The organism is Mesorhizobium sp. 43Arga, assembly GCF_053714255.1.
Genome location: NZ_JBSKBO010000001.1, coordinates 308,567 through 326,422 on the forward strand (window position 1 = coordinate 308,567; position 17,856 = coordinate 326,422).

The 17,856-nt window shown below is 63.4% G+C and carries 16 protein-coding genes; 7 read left to right on the forward strand and 9 right to left on the reverse strand.

From position 1 onward, the window contains the following. Positions 1–134: 134 nt before the first annotated feature. Positions 135–1,604 (forward strand): M48 family metalloprotease, encoded by a 1,470-nt coding sequence (locus ACWGS8_RS01465; protein WP_454579278.1) that lies wholly within the window; start codon positions 135–137, stop codon positions 1,602–1,604. Between the two features lie 140 nt (positions 1,605–1,744). Here the strand turns inward: ACWGS8_RS01465 and ACWGS8_RS01470 are convergent, their stop codons facing one another. After that, the gene (locus ACWGS8_RS01470) at positions 1,745–2,608 is read right to left on the reverse strand and encodes an RNA polymerase factor sigma-32 (RefSeq protein ID WP_454579279.1); all 864 of its coding nucleotides are present in this window, start codon (positions 2,606–2,608) and stop codon (positions 1,745–1,747) included. Positions 2,609–2,933: 325 nt separating this feature from the next. Here ACWGS8_RS01470 and ACWGS8_RS01475 point away from each other — a divergent pair, with 325 nt between their 5' ends. The 3 genes from ACWGS8_RS01475 (at position 2,934) to ACWGS8_RS01485 (ending at position 5,295) form a co-directional block, all read left to right on the forward strand. After that, positions 2,934–3,707, forward strand: a complete 774-nt coding sequence (locus ACWGS8_RS01475) for an amino acid ABC transporter substrate-binding protein (RefSeq protein ID WP_454579280.1) — start codon at positions 2,934–2,936, stop codon at positions 3,705–3,707. 137 nt (positions 3,708–3,844) lie between these two features. Next, entirely contained in the window at positions 3,845–4,525 is a 681-nt protein-coding gene (locus ACWGS8_RS01480; RefSeq protein ID WP_454579281.1) for an amino acid ABC transporter permease, read from the forward strand. Continuing rightward, positions 4,522–5,295 carry an amino acid ABC transporter ATP-binding protein gene (locus ACWGS8_RS01485; RefSeq protein WP_454579282.1) on the forward strand — a complete coding sequence of 258 codons (774 nt, stop codon included), beginning with the start codon at positions 4,522–4,524 and terminating at the stop codon, positions 5,293–5,295. The genes ACWGS8_RS01480 and ACWGS8_RS01485 overlap by 4 nt, the downstream gene beginning before the upstream one ends. Before the next feature lie 77 nt (positions 5,296–5,372). Here the strand turns inward: ACWGS8_RS01485 and ACWGS8_RS01490 are convergent, their stop codons facing one another. The 5 genes from ACWGS8_RS01490 to ACWGS8_RS01510 all read right to left on the reverse strand — a co-directional run bounded on the left by ACWGS8_RS01490 (position 5,373) and on the right by ACWGS8_RS01510 (position 12,005). After that, on the reverse strand, positions 5,373–5,954 hold the full coding sequence (locus ACWGS8_RS01490; protein ID WP_010911999.1) for a CarD family transcriptional regulator: 582 nt from the start codon (positions 5,952–5,954) through the stop codon (positions 5,373–5,375). A 369-nt stretch (positions 5,955–6,323) separates the two neighbouring features. Then, a complete protein-coding gene (fdxA, locus tag ACWGS8_RS01495; protein ID WP_008873823.1) occupies positions 6,324–6,662 on the reverse strand; it encodes a ferredoxin FdxA in 339 nt (112 codons plus the stop codon). A 250-nt stretch (positions 6,663–6,912) separates the two neighbouring features. After that, entirely contained in the window at positions 6,913–7,299 is a 387-nt protein-coding gene (locus tag ACWGS8_RS01500; RefSeq protein WP_454579283.1) for an RNA-binding S4 domain-containing protein, read from the reverse strand. 10 nt (positions 7,300–7,309) lie between these two features. Beyond that, entirely contained in the window at positions 7,310–10,780 is a 3,471-nt protein-coding gene (locus ACWGS8_RS01505; protein ID WP_454579284.1) for a helicase-related protein, read from the reverse strand. Between the two features lie 643 nt (positions 10,781–11,423). Further along, positions 11,424–12,005 (reverse strand): TetR/AcrR family transcriptional regulator, encoded by a 582-nt coding sequence (locus ACWGS8_RS01510; protein WP_454579285.1) that lies wholly within the window; start codon positions 12,003–12,005, stop codon positions 11,424–11,426. Between the two features lie 131 nt (positions 12,006–12,136). Between ACWGS8_RS01510 and ACWGS8_RS01515 the strand changes: the two genes are divergently transcribed. Beyond that, on the forward strand, positions 12,137–13,336 hold the full coding sequence (locus ACWGS8_RS01515; protein WP_454579286.1) for an FAD-dependent oxidoreductase: 1,200 nt from the start codon (positions 12,137–12,139) through the stop codon (positions 13,334–13,336). Between the two features lie 48 nt (positions 13,337–13,384). Here the strand turns inward: ACWGS8_RS01515 and phbB are convergent, their stop codons facing one another. Then, positions 13,385–14,110 carry an acetoacetyl-CoA reductase gene (phbB, locus tag ACWGS8_RS01520; RefSeq protein ID WP_454579287.1) on the reverse strand — a complete coding sequence of 242 codons (726 nt, stop codon included), beginning with the start codon at positions 14,108–14,110 and terminating at the stop codon, positions 13,385–13,387. 119 nt (positions 14,111–14,229) lie between these two features. Beyond that, positions 14,230–15,408 carry an acetyl-CoA C-acetyltransferase gene (locus ACWGS8_RS01525; RefSeq protein WP_032932053.1) on the reverse strand — a complete coding sequence of 393 codons (1,179 nt, stop codon included), beginning with the start codon at positions 15,406–15,408 and terminating at the stop codon, positions 14,230–14,232. 296 nt (positions 15,409–15,704) lie between these two features. Between ACWGS8_RS01525 and phaR the strand changes: the two genes are divergently transcribed. Next, entirely contained in the window at positions 15,705–16,316 is a 612-nt protein-coding gene (gene phaR / locus ACWGS8_RS01530) for a polyhydroxyalkanoate synthesis repressor PhaR (protein WP_454579288.1), read from the forward strand. A 23-nt stretch (positions 16,317–16,339) separates the two neighbouring features. Here the strand turns inward: phaR and ACWGS8_RS01535 are convergent, their stop codons facing one another. Further along, positions 16,340–16,759 carry a rhodanese-like domain-containing protein gene (locus tag ACWGS8_RS01535; RefSeq protein WP_454579289.1) on the reverse strand — a complete coding sequence of 140 codons (420 nt, stop codon included), beginning with the start codon at positions 16,757–16,759 and terminating at the stop codon, positions 16,340–16,342. 111 nt (positions 16,760–16,870) lie between these two features. On the opposite strand from ACWGS8_RS01535, the gene ftrA reads away from it, so the two are divergent. Then, positions 16,871–17,848 (forward strand): transcriptional regulator FtrA, encoded by a 978-nt coding sequence (gene ftrA / locus ACWGS8_RS01540; protein ID WP_454579290.1) that lies wholly within the window; start codon positions 16,871–16,873, stop codon positions 17,846–17,848. The last annotated feature ends 8 nt before the right edge of the window (positions 17,849–17,856 follow it).

Genomic DNA, 17,856 nt, shown 5'->3' on the forward strand with positions numbered 1-17,856 from the left:
AGGGACGTGTGACGAGTACCGTAGAAATTTGTTTTTTGCGCATGACAGGTTCCGGAGATCGCCCCCGATTTTCGTGGTCATGCGCCGGGACCTGAAAGGAAGCCGTCCTGGCGATCGGCGTCGACAAGCTACGAATGAATCCGCTGGCGCGCTTTCTGGCGCTTGCCGGTTTTGCCGTGGCCTTGGCGAGCTGCCAGATGTTCACGCCTCCGGAAGTCCAGGAATCCGGTTTCCAGCCATCCGACAGGCCGATAACGGTCGACAATGTCGGCGCCAACAACAAGCTCGCCGAACTGGCCAAGGCGCAGCATCCGCGCATCCTGGCGACCTATGGCGGCGAATATTCCGATCCCAAGCTCGAGCGCATGGTCGCCAAGGTGGTCGGTAACCTGACCGTTGTGTCGGCGAACCCGACCCAGACCTATCGCATCACCATCCTCAATTCGCCCAACGTCAATGCCTTCGCGCTGCCGGGCGGCTATCTCTACATCACGCGCGGCCTTTTGGCGCTGGCCAATGATTCGTCCGAACTCGCCGCCGTCATCGCGCATGAAATGGGCCACGTCACCGCCAATCACGGGCTGCAGCGCCAGCAGCTGGAGGCCGAGGAAGGCCTGGCGACCAAGGTGGTCTCGGATGTGCTGGGCGACAGCCCGACCGCCAAGGCGGCTCTGATCCGCGGCAAGCTCCGGCTGGCGCAGTTCTCGCGCAACCAAGAGCTCGAGGCCGACGCCATCGGCATCAAGTCGATTGGCGAAGCCGGCTACGACCCCTATGCCGCCGGCCGCTTCCTGCAGTCGATGTCGGCCTATACCGATTTCCGTTCCATCAGCGGCGCCACCGACGCCAGCCTCGACTTCCTGGCGACGCACCCCAACACCCCGCAGCGCATCGACCTCGCGCAGCGCCATGCCCGCCAGTTCGGCGTGCCCGGCGTCGGTACGCGCGACCGCGATTCCTTCCTCGCCGGCGTAGACGGCCTGCTCTATGGCGATACGCCGGAAGAGGGCTATGTGCGCGGCGAGACCTTCCTGCATCCGGGCCTTGGCGTGTCGTTCACGGTGCCGGACGGTTTCATCATCGACAATTCGGCGGCGGCGGTGACGGCGACGGGGCCGGGTGACATTGCGATCCGCTTCGACGGCGTTTCGATCGACAAGAACCGCGCCTTGACCGACTACATCAGAAGCGGCTGGGTGGCCGGTCTCGATGACAGCAGCGTCAAACAGGAAACCATCAACGGCAACGAGGCCGCGACCGCGCATGCCAGTGCCGAAGGCTGGCAGTTCGATATCGCGGTGATCCGTGCCGGCGGCCAGGTCTACCGGCTGCTGACCGCGGCGCCCTCGGCCAGCACCTCTCTGGAGACGGTGGCGCGCTCGGTCAGCGGATCGTTCCGTATCCTGAGTGCCGCCGAGAAAGCAGCCTTGAAGCCACTGCATATCCGCGTGCTCACCGTGCAGCCGGGCCAGACCATGGGCTCGCTCGCCGCGCAGATGGTCGGCGTCGACCGCAAGCTCGACCTGTTCCGGGTGCTCAACGCGTTGTCGCCGGGGGCCGCGGTTTCGGCCGGCGACAAGGTCAAGATCGTCACCGACAAATAAGAGTACGCTGCAAACTCACCCCGCTGGACGCCTGCCGCGGTTTCTGTGCTTCCGGTGCACTCCGCTCCGGTTCTCGAAAACCACGCCATTCGCCTCAGCGGAGCGAGTTTTCAACGCACTCCTGCGCTGTGCTTTGAATGTCAGGCGGCTGTCGCCAGAAATTCCGGATTCTGTTTCACCAGCGCGACCTTGAGCTTTTCCATGGCGCGGGCCTCGATCTGGCGGACGCGTTCCTTGGAAATGCCGAGTGTCTCGCCGAGTGCCTCGAGCGTGGCGCCCTCGTCGTTCAGCCGGCGTTCCTCGATGATCCTGAGTTCCCGCGCGTTGAGCGCGTGAAGCGCTTCTTTCAACCAGCGTGAACGGCGCGCGACATCGATCTTGTCGCCGACGATCTCGTCGGGCAGCGGGTCGTCCGAGACCAGGAAGTCCATCCGCTCGGTCGCGCCCGCATCGTCGGCAAGCGGCATGTTGAGCGAGGAGTCGGGCGCCGACAGCCGTGAATCCATCATCGCCACGTCAGCCTCGGAGACGCCAAGCGCCACCGACACCTCGCGGTAGAGGGTCGTATTGGAAAGCGGCTCGGCGCCGTTCGCCAGCCGGGCGCGCAGGCGGCGCAGGTTGAAGAACAGGGCTTTCTGCGCGGAACTGGTTCCGCCGCGCACGATCGACCAGTTGCGCAGGATGTAGTCCTGCATCGAGGCGCGGATCCACCACGTCGCATAGGTGGAAAACCGCACTTCGCGCTCGGGCTCGAAGCGGGCGGCGGCCTCGAGCAGGCCGACATGGCCTTCCTGGATCAAGTCGCCGAGCGGCAGGCCGTAATGGCGGAATTTCGAGGCCATGGAAATGACCAGCCGCATATGGGCGACAGTGATGCTGTGCAGAGCGTTCTGGTCGTTGTCCTGCTTCCAGAGCAAGGCCAGCCGATGTTCCTCGTCGCGTTCGAGATAGGGAGCTTTCATCGCCGCGCGGACCATGATCCGTCCTGCCGTGTCTTCCATCATAAGGCGCTCCCTGGCACAGGCGATGTAACCGATGTTACGAACTTGGCAGGGCGTCGGTTGAAATCGCGGCGTCGCGCCCTAGAACAGCCAAAACTGCCATGCGCGAGAAAGGTTCCGCTGGCGCCGGCGGGCGGGGAATGCTGTGCGGGCGATTTCGACGCGGTTGCCGGGGATGTCCGGACACTGCAGGGAATCGGATTTAGAGAATTTGGTTTCAGAAATTCTTTGTTTTAGAAACCTGGTTCCTTATTCTTTCGGCTCGCATCTGTCATTTTCCAGCCCTCACAACAGGCCGTTGTCAGGCCAAGGACGGGATCACAAAAAAATGAAATGGTTCAAGTCGCTTATCGTCGCCGGAACGCTGCAGGCCCTGGCGGTCGCATCAGGTCATGCCGGCGCCAATCTCGACCAGATCAAGCAGGCCGGCGTCATCAAGGTCGGCACGGAAGGCACCTACGCGCCCTTCACCTACCATGACGCGTCCGGAGCCCTCGTCGGCTTCGACGTCGAGATCGCCAAGGCGATCGCCGACAAGCTAGGCGTCAAGGTCGAGTTCCTCGAGGGCAAATGGGACGGGCTGATCGCCGGCCTCGACGTCAAGCGATACGACGCCGTCATCAACGAGGTCGGCATCACCGACGCGCGCAAGGCCAAGTATGATTTTTCCGATCCCTATATCGCCTCCAAGGCGGTGCTGATCGTGCGCGGCGACAACGCCGACATCAAGACCTTCGCCGATCTCAAGGGCAAGAAATCGGCGCAGTCGCTGACCTCGAACTTCGGCAAGCTCGCCGAGGCGAGCGGGGCCGAGCTCGTCGGCACCGACGGCTTCGACCAGTCGATCCAGCTGCTTTTGACCGGCCGCGCCGACGCCACCATCAACGACAGCCTGTCGTTCCTCGACTTCAAGAAGCACAAGCCAGACGCCAATGTGAAGATCGCCGCACAAGAGGAAAATGCCGATTATTCCGGCGTCATCGTGCGCAAGGGCGATCCGGAACTGGTTGCCGCCATCAACAAGGCGCTGGCCGATATCAAGGCCGACGGCACCTACAAGAAGATCGCCGACACCTATTTCGGCCAGGACGTTTCGAAGTAACTTTGAGTGGGGCGAGTTGTCGCCCCGCAATGCATCCCAGCGGCGGGCCGTCTTTGACGGCTCGCCGCTTTTGTCGTGATATGGCTGACGCATTCGCGCTTCGATGATGCCATCTCGACCATTCTGGAGGGTCTTTCGTGCCGCACTGGCTGCAACTGATGCTAGAGTCGCTGCCTTCGCTGCTCTGGGCCGCCCTGATCTTCACCGTGCCGTTGACGCTGTTGTCCTTCGTGCTGGGCCTGACGGTTGGCCTCGGCGCCGCACTCGGCCGGCTGTTCGGGCCGAAGCCGCTGGTCATGCTCGTGCGCTTCTATGTCTGGATCTTCCGCGGCACGCCGCTGCTGGTGCAGCTGTTCCTGATCTTCTACGGTCTGCCGTCGGTCGGCATCCTGCTTGATGCTTTTACCGCAGCGCTGATCGGCTTCACGCTCAACGTCGGCGCCTACACGTCGGAGATCATCCGCGCGGCCATCGGCTCCGTGCCGAAGGGCCAGTGGGAAGCCGCCTATTCGATCGGCATGACATGGAGCCAGGCGATGCGGCGCACCATCCTGCCGCAGGCCGGACGGGTCGCGGTGCCGCCGCTCTCCAACACCTTCATCTCGCTGGTCAAGGACACCTCGCTGGCCGCCGCCATCACTGTGCCGGAAATGTTCCAGGCGGCCCAACGCATCGTCGCCACCACCTATGAGCCGCTGATCCTCTATGTCGAGGCGGCGATCCTCTATCTGGCGATGAGTTCGGTGCTGTCGGCCCTGCAAACGAGGCTGGAGGAACGGCTCAACCGCTATGGCGGCTTCCTGGAGGCACGCGCATGATCGGCCTCAGCAATATCGAAAAGCGCTTCGGTGACAATCTCGTGCTCAAGGGCGTGACGGTCGCGATCGCCGAAGGCAGCGTCACGGCCCTGGTCGGCCCTTCGGGCGGGGGAAAAAGCACGCTGTTGCGCTGCATCAACCTCCTGGAGATACCGAACTCGGGCACGGTGCGCATCGGTGACGAGACGCTCGAATTCCGGCCTGGCGTCAAGGTGCCTGCCGCCGACATCAGGCGGCTGCGCCTGCAGACCGGCATGGTGTTCCAGAATTTCCAGCTGTTCCCGCACCGCACCGCCATCGAGAATGTCATGGAGGGGCTGGTGACGGTGCTGAAATGGTCGCCTGAGAAGGCCCGCGAACGGGCGCTCGCTTTGCTGGAAAAGGTCGGGATGGCGCACAAGGCCGATGCCTGGCCGGCGACGCTGTCAGGCGGCCAGCAGCAGCGGGTCGCGATCGCCCGCGCCTTGGCGCCGTCGCCAAAGGTGCTACTGTGCGACGAACCGACTTCGGCGCTCGATCCGGAACTGGCGCAAGAAGTGGTCGACGTGCTCGGCAAGCTCGCCGGCGAAGGCACGACCATGGTGATAGCGACGCATGATTTGCGGCTTGCCTCCAAGATTGCCCAGGAAGCGGTGTTCCTCGATGGAGGCGTCATCGTCGAGCAGGGGCCGTCGGCCACCTTGTTCGGCAATCCGGAGCGCGAACGGACCAAGCGCTTCATCGCGACGCTGAAGCAGGAGGCGGAAAAAGAAGCCGGAGGGCAGGCGTAGGCGCTGCCATTGCCTTGTCCCAGCACAAAAAACCCGGCGCGAGGCCGGGTTTTTCGTGAACTTGAAGGCTCAAGAGCTCAGGCAGCTTCTTCCTGCTCGGCTTCCTCATTGTCGGCCTTGGCGCCGCGCTTAGGGCCCTTGTTGAGGTTGACCTCGATCAGGCGCACGGCTTCGGTTTCCGACATGCGGTTGACGGCCGCGATCTCGCGGGCCATGCGGTCGAGTGCCGCCTCGTAAAGCTGACGCTCGGAATAGGACTGCTCCGGCTGGTTGTCGGCGCGGTAGAGGTCGCGCACGACTTCCGAGATCGAGATCAGGTCGCCGGAATTGATCTTGGCATCATATTCCTGGGCGCGGCGCGACCACATGGTGCGCTTGACGCGGGCGCGGCCCTGCACGACCTTCAACGCGCGCTCGACATAGTCCTCTTCCGACAGCTTGCGCATGCCTATGGAGGTCGCCTTGGCGACCGGCACCTTCAGGCGCATCTTGTCCTTCTGGAAGTCGATGACGAACAGTTCCAGCTTATGGCCGGCCACTTCCTGCTCGTCGATCGACACGATCTGGCCTACGCCATGCGCCGGGTAGACGATGTACTCGCCAGTCTTGAAACCATGACGCGCACCAGTGGACTTCTTCTGCGGGGTGATCGTTGCCATTACGCCCTGAACTCCTTGTTGTGGGCCGGCGGCGGTGCCGGCTGAACTCGTGCGACCGGGGAAACCGATCGTTAGCCGCACAACAGATGAACCCACCGGAAAAGCCAGGACCGGCAAACCGCACGAACTGCGACCGCCTGACCCAGATCGCTCTGGTCCGGAATGGGATTTTCACCTTTCAGTGATTTGGGGCGTCTGCGCCATAAATCGACGTTGTGTCACCGGCATATTTGGCTGATGTAGCACAAAAAGTCGGAAGAATCAAGGTTTTGCTGCGTAAGCGAAGGCCACAACCGATCGCCGCCTGTCAAGGCGGTTAATCCGATGTGCCTGTTACGCTGCGTCATACAAGCCTTTACGGCCGTATTGTCAATCGCCTTCGCCGGGCTCGGCGGAGAAGTATTTCTCGAACTTGCCGGCCTCGCCGTCGAAGGTCTTGGCGTCTGCCGGTGGCTCCTTCTTGGCGGTGATGTTGGGCCATTTCTCGGCATATTCGGTGTTGATCTGCAGCCATTTGTCGAGACCTGGCTCGGTGTCGGGCTTGATCGCGTCGGCCGGGCATTCGGGCTCGCAGACGCCACAGTCGATGCACTCGTCGGGATGGATGACGAGCATGTTTTCGCCTTCGTAGAAACAGTCGACCGGACAGACCTCGATGCAGTCCATATATTTGCATTTGATGCAATTGTCGGTCACGACATAGGTCATCGGTCGGCTCCGGGACGTCCCAGCTTAATGGGCCAGTTTTCTTGGGCTTTTTCCGTGAGGTAACGCCTTTGTCTCTCGCTTGCAAGGGTTGCCATGCGCGGCCGCTTCGGCGTTGGCGGAATGGAATTCCAGGCGGCAGGCGCGGCGAGGGCGGCTGATGTCCCGCGGCAGCATCTCGTTTGCCGGGTTCCGTCCCGCCCCGCGCCCGCCGTCGCCCCGGGATTGCGGCTCGCGATCTGGCCGGCAAGCCTCAATCGTCGCCAAGCAAGCGGTCGGTCTGGCGGCGCTCTCGTTTGGTCGGGCGGCCGCTGCCGGCCTCGCGCAGCGCCGGAATAGCGTCGGGAAGGGCCTCGCCCTTCGGTGTGGGCGGCGGCGACATGTCCTCATAGAGGGCGCGGGCTTCCTCGGCCGGGCCGCGCCGGACACCGGCGCCAAGCACCTTCCAGACGAAAATGCGCCGGTCGAGCGTGATGGTCAGCACGTCGCCCGGCTTGACCAGATCGGAGGCCTGCGCTGCTTTGTCGCGATTGATGCGCACACGCCCGGCAATGACCAGCTTCGCCGCCAGCGAGCGCGATTTCACCGCGCGCGAGAAGAACAGCCATTTGTCGATGCGCTGGCGGCCTTCGGCAACCATCGAACCAAGCCTACTTCTTCAGCTGGTCGCGCAAGGCGGCGAGCTTGGCGAAGGGCGAATCCGGATCAAAGCGCACAGGACGTTCCTCGCGCGGCTTCGGTTGGTACGCGGGCTTTGCGCCCCCCTTGCCCTCGGGCCGGCCACCCTTCCAGTCGGGTCGGCCTTCACGGCGTTCGGGACGCTCGCCTTGCGGGCGCCCGTCACGGCGCTGTTCGCCTTCGCCCTGCGGCTTGGGCTTGAACTTCGAACGGTCGAAGCGCGGCTTGCCGGCGGCATCGCGACGTCCCTCATGGGCGGGACGTTCTCCGGGCGCGCCGGTGGTTTGCGCAGCGCCGGCCTCGGCCGGTGCATTGCCACGGCCGCGCGCCTGTCCGTTGCGCTGGCGGTTGTTGCGGCCTTCGTGATGACGGGGGCGCTGTTCGAAACGGCCCTGGCGCCACAGCAGGATCGGCTTGGGCGCTTCGGCTTCGGCGGCTGGCTCGCCGGCCGCCGCTTCGGCCACCACGGCTGGCTTGCTGGCTTCACCCTCCCCCCCGTGGGGAGGGCCGGCGCGCAGCGCCGGGGTGGGGGCGGCGGCGGTACCGTCAGCACTGCCTGCATCAACTGGCGCGCCGGCTTCGTCAGCACTGCCTGCATCGTTGGCGTCGTCACCCTCACCCGCGTCGCTTCGCGCCGCGACCTCCCCCATCGAGGGGGAGGTAAGGGCGCCGTCGCTTTCGATGGCGGTGACGTCGGAGATGGCTTCTGCAACGAGCGGAACTTCTTCCGTGGCTTCGGCCGAAGCTTCTTCCGCGACAGGCTCTGCTGTCGTTTCCGCTATGACCCCGGCCGGCGCTTCGAGGGCGCCCTCGGCGGCAGCCGGTTCCGAATCCTCGATCGCTGCCTCCGCGGCCGCGTCTGTAGCGGCGGCTTCGGCTGCCTTGGCCTGCTCGGCGCGCGCGGCTTCTTCCGCCGCAAGCTTGGCCGCGGCGGCTTCCCGCGCGGCGGTGTCCTGCGCTTCCAGCCGCGCCTTGACCTCCGCCGCCGGCTTCGGCTCGGCGCGGTAACCCAGGCCCTTCAGGATCTCTTCCATGTCGTCGGCGGTGGCACCGAGGATCGACATCATCGGCGGTGTCACCATGAAGGAATGGCCGTCATAGGCGCCGTCCGGACGCTGGCCTAGGCCGGGCTTCCAGTTGGTCGCCGGGCGGATGAGGTCCGCCAGCCGTTCCAATATGTCGATGCGCACGGCGCGGCGGCCGAGATTGCGGTAGCCGGCCAGTTTGTAGAAAGCCTTGTCGAAGGCCGGATCGATGACCACGGAGGTGCGGCCCGACGCCAGGGCATGGACGACGTCGCCGAAACCAGGCTTGTCCTTGCCGTCATTCTTCAGCGCCCACAGCAAGGTCACCAGCCCGGCGGGGGCCGGCTTGATCAGGGCGGGCACGAAGACATGGTAGGCGCCGAACCGCACACCAAGGCGGCGAAGGGCCGCGCGGCCCTCCTGGTCGAGCGACTTCATCTCCTCGGCTATGTCGCGGCGGTTGATGAGGCCGAAATTCTCGACCAGCTGGAAGGCGATGCCGCGGCCGATGCCGGAAATCTGGTCGGCGTTCTTCAGGTCGACGAGCGGCTTCAGCAGCGTTTCGATCTGGAAATTGACGAAGCGTTCGGCGCGCGCGGCGACCTTGTCGCGTGCCGGGCCGGTCAGCTGTTCGTCGGCGAAAAGCACTAGGCGCGGCTTCAGCGTGTCTTCGCCCGAAACCAGCGTGCCGATCGGCGCGCCGATCCAGCGCAGCGTGCCGTCCGAGCCGAGCGCCAGATCGCCATTGGCGCAGGCGCCGAAGCGTTCGGCGCGCGCCTCGAATTCGGCGGCAAGCGCCTTTTGCGCGGCCGTGCGCACGGCCTTGGCGTCTTCGCCGCCGGCGGTCTGGTCGGCGGTGAAGCGGAACCCTTGCAACTCGCCGACATGGTGGCCTTCGACAAGGACGGTTCCGGTAGGACTGATTTCGGCTTCAGGCATAGTATTTTCTCTAAGGCGCCGCATGAGGACGGAAGTCCTGCGGTCTACGAAGCGTTTCGTCAACCGCTCATGCAACGCATCCGACAATCTGTCTTCGATTTCGCGCGTCTTTTCCTGCCAGTGTGCCTGATCGGCCAGCCAGCCGGGCCGGTTCGACACGAAAGTCCATGTGCGGATCTGGGCAATGCGGTGCGACAGCGTGTCGATGTCGCCCTCGGTGGTGTCGGCGCGGCGCACCTGCTCGGCCATGTAGTTTTCGTCGACATGGCCATGACGGGCGAGGTCCATGTAGATCGAGGCGATCAGGTCGGCGTGCTGGGCAGGCGCAATCTTCCTGTAGTCGGGCAGCGCGCAGGCTTCCCACAGCAGCGCCACGCGCTTGGCATCGGTGGCGAGCGCGCGGATGTCCTCGTCGCGGGAGAGATATTCGAGCGCCTGTGCGTCGACCGCCGGCAATGCGCGCGTCAGGCCCTCGACCGGCGCGTTGGTCTCGATCGAGCGCTTCAGCGCATCGAGGCTGGCGAAGTCGAAATGGGCGGTGCGCCACTGCAGCACCTTCACCGGATCGAAGTCGTGGCTCTCGATCTTCTTGACCAGCTCTTCGTCGAGCGGGTCGACCTGGCCGGTGACGCCGAAAGTGCCGTCGCGCAGATGCCGGCCGGCGCGGCCGGCGATCTGGCCAAGCTCGGCCGCCGTCAGATTGCGATACTGGTAGCCGTCGAATTTGCGGTTCTGAGCGAAGGCGACATGGTCGAGATCGAGGTTGAGACCCATGCCGATGGCGTCTGTGGCGACAAGATAGTCGACATCGCCTGACTGGAACAGCGCCACCTGGGCGTTGCGGGTGCGCGGCGAAAGCGCGCCGAGCACGACGGCGGCACCGCCCTGCTGGCGGCGGATCAACTCGGCGATGGCGTAGACCTCGTCGGCGGAAAAGGCGACGATCGCGGTGCGGCGCGGAAGGCGGGTTAGTTTCTTAGAACCGGCATAGGCCAGGTGCGACAGCCTTGGCCGCGTCACCACCGAGACGCCCTTCAGCAGGCGCTGCAGGATGCCGTGCATCGTGGCAGCACCAAGCAGCAACGTTTCCTGGCGGCCACGCAGATGCAGGATACGGTCGGTGAAGATGTGGCCGCGCTCCAGATCGCCGGCGAGCTGCACCTCGTCGATGGCGACGAAGGCGGCATCCGTCTCGCGCGGCATGGCCTCGACGGTGCAGACCGAATATTTGGCGCTTGGCGGCTGGATCTTCTCCTCGCCGGTGATCAGCGCCACTTTGTGGGCGCCGACCTTTTCACAAACACGTGTATAGACTTCCCGGGCCAGCAGCCTGAGCGGCAGGCCGATGACGCCGGTTTCGTGCGCCACCATGCGCTCGATGGCGAGATGGGTCTTGCCTGTGTTTGTCGGGCCAAGCACGGCGGTCACGTCGCGGCCCGACAGGATCAGCGGCTCAGTGTGTTTCGGCTGGATGTTCATCGACCTGGAAATAAGGCTTTCTGGCCTCTGGTTGTCGGGAGCGTGCCTCAACTGGCGGGTATGACAGCCGACACATAGGGATTTCGGGCGCGAAGCGAAAGCGGAATGTTCCACCGGCGGCTTCGAAGGCAACTCTATCTGGCGCTAAATTGGCTGCTGCTTAACTGACGGAACGAGTCTGGAACGAATCAGCTACGAATCGGCGACTCGCTCAGATTCAGCTTTTGTTCACGGCTACATATGGATTTTGTGATGCTGAGTCTCACCACATGCTGAATCGTCGAACTGGCCCGTTTTATGCTGGGTGAGCCTTATCCTTAACGTTTGCCGGCAAATGAAAGGAGTGGCTCGATGGCTACCGCTCAAGATTATGAAATTATTAATCTTTCTAAATTCACCGTTAAGAAAACACAACTGAATCCGGGCCATTAACGTTAACTTCCGCTCAAAGCCGGAACGAATCGGCGACAAATCAGCGCCAGAGGAATTTTCCCGTTTTGTTCCCTCAATATCTTGTGTTGTGAACAGCTTATCCACCGAGGATTCACAGGCTGACCGAAGTGTTGTGCACAGCCGGAGTTCAGATGGCTCCACTCTTGGGCCCTAGCTTGGCACAAGGGTGCCCATAGATGAATTCGATGCGTCAGCGCGCGTCGTGGCCCATGACGTAGCGTTGCAGTGCCGGGCCAACATTCTTGATGATCTCTTCGTGGGACAGTGCCACCACCGGCCCGAGCCGTAGCAGATACCTGCACATCGCCAGTCCAAGCAACTGAGTGGCAACCAGTCCGGCACGACGGCCGGCATCCGCCGGATCACCTATGGAAGCGACCATCGGTTTCACCTGGTTGGCGAAAACTTCGCGGACTTTCTCGGCTGCATGCTCATTCGACGCGGCCGAGCGAAGCAGGATTATCATGCCGGGACCGTTGGCCGGCCCTTCCCAGTTAACGAGGAAGCGCCTGATCAGCGTTTCGCCGATAGTGGCGGGATCTATCCGTTGATCCGGCAACCGTAGATCCACGACAGCCGCCCTGGCGAACAGTTCATCCTTGCTGTGGAAATAGCGCATCACCATCGCCGGATCGATCGAGGCCTGGGCTGCAACGTCACGGATTGAGGCTCCGTCATAGCCGTGCTCGGCGAAAAGCTGGCGCGCTGCTTCGAGGATTTGAGCCCGCGTGCGGTCTGACTTGGTGATTTTCCTCGGCTGATTCTCGGTCATGAAGACATATATGTCAACGACTGTTGACAAATGCAATGCGGCTCGCTAAAAGTCAACGACTGTTGATAAATGGAGATGGAAATGCTGCCCGAGAAAACTGAAGTCCTCATCATCGGTGCCGGCCTACCGGCATGGCGCTGTCTATTGCCCTGCATCAGGCCGGTGTAGATCATGTGCTCATCGAAAAGCTTCCCCACGGTCTGCAGACGTCGCGCGCCGGTGTCATCCATGCGCAAACGCTGGAATCGCTCGAACCGCTCGGCGTTACCCAGCGGCTGAGTGAACTTTCTGTGAGGCTGGAAGATTTCACCATACGCGACCGAAACGTGGCGCTGCTCAAGCTCGATTTCGGCAGACTCCCATCTAGGCATCCCTATCTGATGATGCTCCCGCAGAACCTGACAGAGCAGGTGTTCGCCGAGCGGATATCTGCCCTGGGCGGCACGATTCATCGCGAAGTCGAGGCCGTGGCGGTAACTCAAGACGGTGACCGCGCGCACGTGACAGTGATCGAAAACGGCCAGGAAGAAATTATATCGGCGCGCTACGTCGTCGGCGCCGACGGCATGCAAAGCCTAGTGCGCAAGTCGGCAGGTATAGAGTTCGACGGCGAGGCCTATGACGGCTCGTTTGTGCTGGCAGACGTTCGTCTCGAATGGCCCGTGGGGCCGACCGAGGTGTCGCTGTTCTTTGCTCCGGCCGGACTGGTGGTGGTGGCTCCGCTCCCGGATGGATCGTACCGGGTCGTAGCAACAATGGATAAGGCTCCGGAAAAGCCTGAGGTCTCAGATATACAGGCATTGCTCGACCGCCGCGGGCCGACCAGAAAGAGAGCCCGGGTGCTCGGCGTGACTTGGAGTTCGCGATTCCGGGTTCATCATCGCCTCGTCCGGGCCTATCGCAAGGACCGTCTGTTCCTGATGGGCGATGCCGCCCATGTCCACAGCCCGGCCGGTGGGCAAGGCATGAACACAGGTATCATCGATGCGGTCGTGCTTGGCCAGTTGCTTGGCGATGTGGTGAACGGCATTCGTTCCGAGGCGGAACTCGACCTTTATGAAACACTACGCCGGCCGGCTGCTCAGGAGGTACTCGGCCTTGCGGGCAGGATGACCGACATGGCGCTTGCTCGCAATCCGGTGAAGCGGTTCCTGCGCAATCTGGCCCTCTCCGTGCTGAACCTCAGCCCGTTCTTGAAGCGTCGCGTTGCGCTGAAACTGTCAGGGCTCAGCCGGGCGCCGCTCGCGCGGCTGCCCGCGCCTTCAGGCACGCCGAGGTCATTGGAGGCCGGCAAGTCCAAAGCCGGACCCAAGCTAAAACTCGCCGCCTGACAATTGCGATTGTCAGGCGAGCAGACCTCCGCCGAGCGTCGGGACGTCTCAGACGAAGTACTGGCCACCATTGGCCGTGATGGTCGAGCCGGTGATGAAGCCGGCATCCTGCGAGGCGAGGAAGACGACGCAGCGCGCGATCTCTTCCGGCTCGCCGAGGCGGCCGACCGGGATCTGCGGCAGGATGCGCTCGTTGAGCACCTTCTCGTCGATGGCCTTGACCATTTCGGTGGCGATGTAGCCAGGGCAGATGACATTGACGGTGATGCCCGCGCGAGCGCCCTCCTGGGCGAGCGCCTTCGAGAAACCGATGTCGCCGGCCTTGGCGGCGGAATAATTGACCTGGCCGGCCTGGCCCTTCTGGCCGTTGATCGACGAGATGGTGATGACGCGGCCGAATTTGCGATCGCGCATGCCGTTCCACAGCGGATGCGTCATGTTGAAGACGCCCGACAGATTGGTGTCGATGACCTCTTTCCACTGGTCGCGGGTGATCTTGTGGAACATGGCATCGCGGGTGATGCCGGCATTGTTGACCAGTACCGAGACCGGGCCGAGGTCGGCCTCGACCTGTTTGATGCCGGCGGCGCAAGCGTCATAGTCGGCGACCGACCATTTGTAGACCGGAATGTCGGTCTCGGCCTTGAACTTCGCCGCCGCCTCGTCATTGCCAGCATAGTTCGCGGCAACCGAATAGCCGGCGGTCTTCAAAGCGATCGAGATCGCCGCGCCGATGCCGCGCGATCCGCCCGTGACGATTGCAACCTTGGTCATGTGTCCCTCCCTTTTTGTCACTGAAGCGAATAGAGAGTAGCGAATGGCGAATAGGGGTTTGATGTCCCATCGCGCCGACGCCGTTCTTTCCTATTCGCTACTCCCTATTCGCCATTCGCTCAGAGCGCTTCCACGCACATGGCCACGCCCATGCCGCCGCCGATGCACAGCGTCGCGAGGCCCTTCTTGGCGCCGCGGCGGCGCATCTCGTAGACCAGCGTGTTGAAGACACGGGCGCCCGAGGCGCCGATCGGATGGCCGATAGCGATGGCGCCGCCATTGACGTTGACGATCGAAGGATCCCAGCCCATGCCCTTGTTGACGGCGCAGGCCTGCGCGGCAAATGCCTCGTTGGCCTCAACCAGGTCGAGATCGCCGACCGACCAGCCGGCCTTCTCCAAAGCCTTGCGCGAGGCCGGGATCGGGCCGGTGCCCATGATCGCCGGATCAACGCCGGCGGTTGCCCAGGACGCGATGCGCGCCAGCGGGGTGATGCCGCGCCTTGCGGCCTCCGCTTCGCTCATCAGCAGCGCGCCGGCCGCTCCGTCATTGATGCCGGAGGCGTTGGCGGCGGTCACCGTGCCGTCCTTGTCGAAGGCCGGCTTCAGCTTGGTCATGGCGTCCAGCGTCGCGCCGTGGCGGATGTATTCGTCCTGGTCGACAATGGTGTCGCCCTTCTTGCCCTTGATGGTGAAGGCGACGATTTCGTCCTTGAACTTGCCGGCCTTCTGCGCGGCCTCGGCCTTGTTCTGCGAGGCCAGCGCGAACTGGTCCTGATCGTCACGGGTGATCTGGAACTGGCGGGCGACGTTTTCGGCGGTGTTGCCCATGTGGTAGCCGTTGAAGGCGTCCCACAGGCCGTCCTTGATCATGGTGTCGATCATCTTGTAGTCGCCCATCTTTACGCCGGCGCGCAGATGCTCGGCGTGCGGTGACAGCGACATCGATTCCTGGCCGCCGGCAATGATCACCTTGGCGTCGCCGGTGGCGATCTGCTGCATGCCGAGCGCGATGGCGCGCAGGCCCGAGCCGCAAACCTGGTTGAGACCCCAGGCGGTGGTCTCCTTGGGCAGGCCGGCAATGATCGAGGCCTGGCGGGCCGGGTTCTGGCCCTGGGCCGCGGTCAGCACCTGGCCGAGGATGACCTCGTCGACCTCGGCTGCCTCGACACCCGCGCGCGACAGAAGTTCCTTGATGACGACGGCACCGAGTTCATGCGCGGGCGTAGCGGCAAACGCGCCGTTGAAGGAGCCGACGGCCGTGCGCGCGGCGCTGGCAATGACGATGGAATCGGACATTTTCTTCTCCAGACTTCAAGGATGTTGTTCTATCGCTGAGGACTTTTCTTGCCCTTTCCCAACCCCAAGTCAAACCGGAAATCGGCATGGCGCCCATGCGCGCCAAGCAGGTCGCGCGCCGCCATGCCGGCGGGCGGGCCGCTGCTGCGCAGCATATTTTGCCTGCTATGCAGCACTATATGATCCCGCACTGCACAAACTGCTTGGAATTATGAGGCTTTTGCGCATATCCTCAAAAAGGGCGCAATCGTTACCGGCTGCTTACTCAGGCGCGCCGGTGTCCGGGGAGGATGCAGATGGCCGCAAAAGACGACCCGATCATTATCAAGAAATACGCCAATCGCCGCCTCTATAATACGGGGACGAGCACCTATGTGACGCTCGAGGATCTGGCCGACATGGTCAAGAAGGGCGAGGAGTTCACCGTCCAGGACGCCAAGACCGGCGACGACATCACCCATCCGGTGCTGACCCAGATCATTTTCGAGCTGGAGAACAAGGATGGGCAGAACATGCTGCCGATCCCGTTCCTGCGCCAGCTGATCGCCTTCTATGGCGACCAGATGCAGATGATCGTGCCGAGCTTCCTCGAACAGTCGATGATCGCCTTCTCCAAGGAGCAGGAGCGCTTTCGCGAGCAGATGAAGGGCGCCATCGGCAAGTCGCCGCTCGATGTGATGAAGATGGCGACGCCGATGAAGGCGCTGGAAGAACAGACCCGCCGCAACATGGAAATGTTCCAGAACGCTATGCGGCTGTTCACGCCTTTCCCGCCCGCGGGCTCGGCGCCGGCCGCGGCTCCCGCCGAGCCAGCCAGGAAGGACGCGCCGCCGGAGAAGTCCGACGATCTGCAGCAGCTGAAAGACCAGATCGCGGCCATGCAGCGCAAGCTCGACACGATGTCGTGAGCCGGCCAGCCGGCAAAGCCAAATCACGCTTGTAGGACACCAGGCTCCTTGCCCGAGGCGAAAGGAAGCTCTTCGTCCTGCCAGCCTGAAATGCCGCCGATCATGATCTTGACCGGCAGGCCGAGGCTGGCCAGTTTAAAGGCCGCCCGGTCCGCGCCATTGCAATGCGGCCCGGCGCAGTAGACCACGAACAGCGTGCCTGCCGGCCATTCTGCCATCCGCTCGGCCGATATCTCGCGGTGCGGCAGGTGCAACGCGCCAGGCACATGGCGGCGCTCATAGGCGTCAGGCGAACCCACCACGTGCAGAAGTACGAAGTCCGGCTTTCCACCGCGCAGCGTCGCGGCGACATCGGAACAATCGGTCTCGAGCGAAAGCCGGTGCAGGAAATGGTCGCGGGCAATCTCCGGCGAGGCCGCTGGAATGTCGGTCACATAGCTCATCAAGGGGCTCCATCACTGATGGAGCTGGTCTCCATCGCTTTTGATGGGGTTGACGTAGCGCAGCGAGCCAGGCGATTGCAGCTGGCAGCTTTGCCATATATCGTCAAGATCATGCCAAATGCGCCCCCTTCCAATCGGCTTGTCGTAGCAGTCGCCTATGACGGGCTATGCACGTTCGAGTTCGGCGTGGCTGCGGAGATGTTCGCCTTGCCCAGGCCGGAAATGGGTTCGGATTGGTACTGTTTTGCCGTCGCCGGCATCGATGCCGGCGAAATGCGTGCAATGGGCGGCGTGCGCATCGTCGCCGATGGCGGACCCGATCTGATCGGCGAGGCCGGCACGGTGATCGTGCCGGGATGGCGCGGTGTGGACTGTCCGGTGCCGCCCTTGCTGATCGAGGCGCTTCGGACGGCCAGTGAGCGGGGCGCACGCATCCTGTCCATCTGTTCGGGCGTCTTCGTGCTGGCCGCGGCTGGCCTGCTGTCAGGCAAGAAGGCAACCACGCATTGGCGCTACAGCGACAGGCTGAGGGAGATGTATCCCGACATCACTGTGGTCCCGGACGTCCTGTACATCGACGAGGGGAATGTGCTGACATCAGCCGGCAGCGCGGCGGGCATCGACCTGTGCCTGCATCTTGTCCGGCGCGACTTCGGCACCAAGGCGGCCAATATGGTGGCGCGCCGCCTGGTCGTGCCGCCACACCGCGACGGCGGCCAGGCCCAGTATGTCGAAAGTTCCGTTCCCGAGCCGCACGAACGCAGCCGGCTTGGACCGTTGATCGACAGAATGCGCGCGGATATTGCCGCCGACTATCCCGTTGCCGCCCTGGCCGAGCTGGCGGGGATGAGCGTGCGGACATTTCTGCGCCGTTTCGCGGCGGCAACCGGGGTCACACCAGCGCGATGGCTGCTCTCGGAACGGCTTTCGCGGGCGCGCACTTTGCTGGAAGACACGAGCATGCCGATCGACCGGATTGCCGAGACCGCCGGGTTTGGCGCGGCGGCGACGTTGCGGCATCACTTCCGCCGGCAATTCGCCACCACGCCCGCCGCCTACCGGGCGCGGTTCGGGACCAACTGCGCCTGACGCCTGAC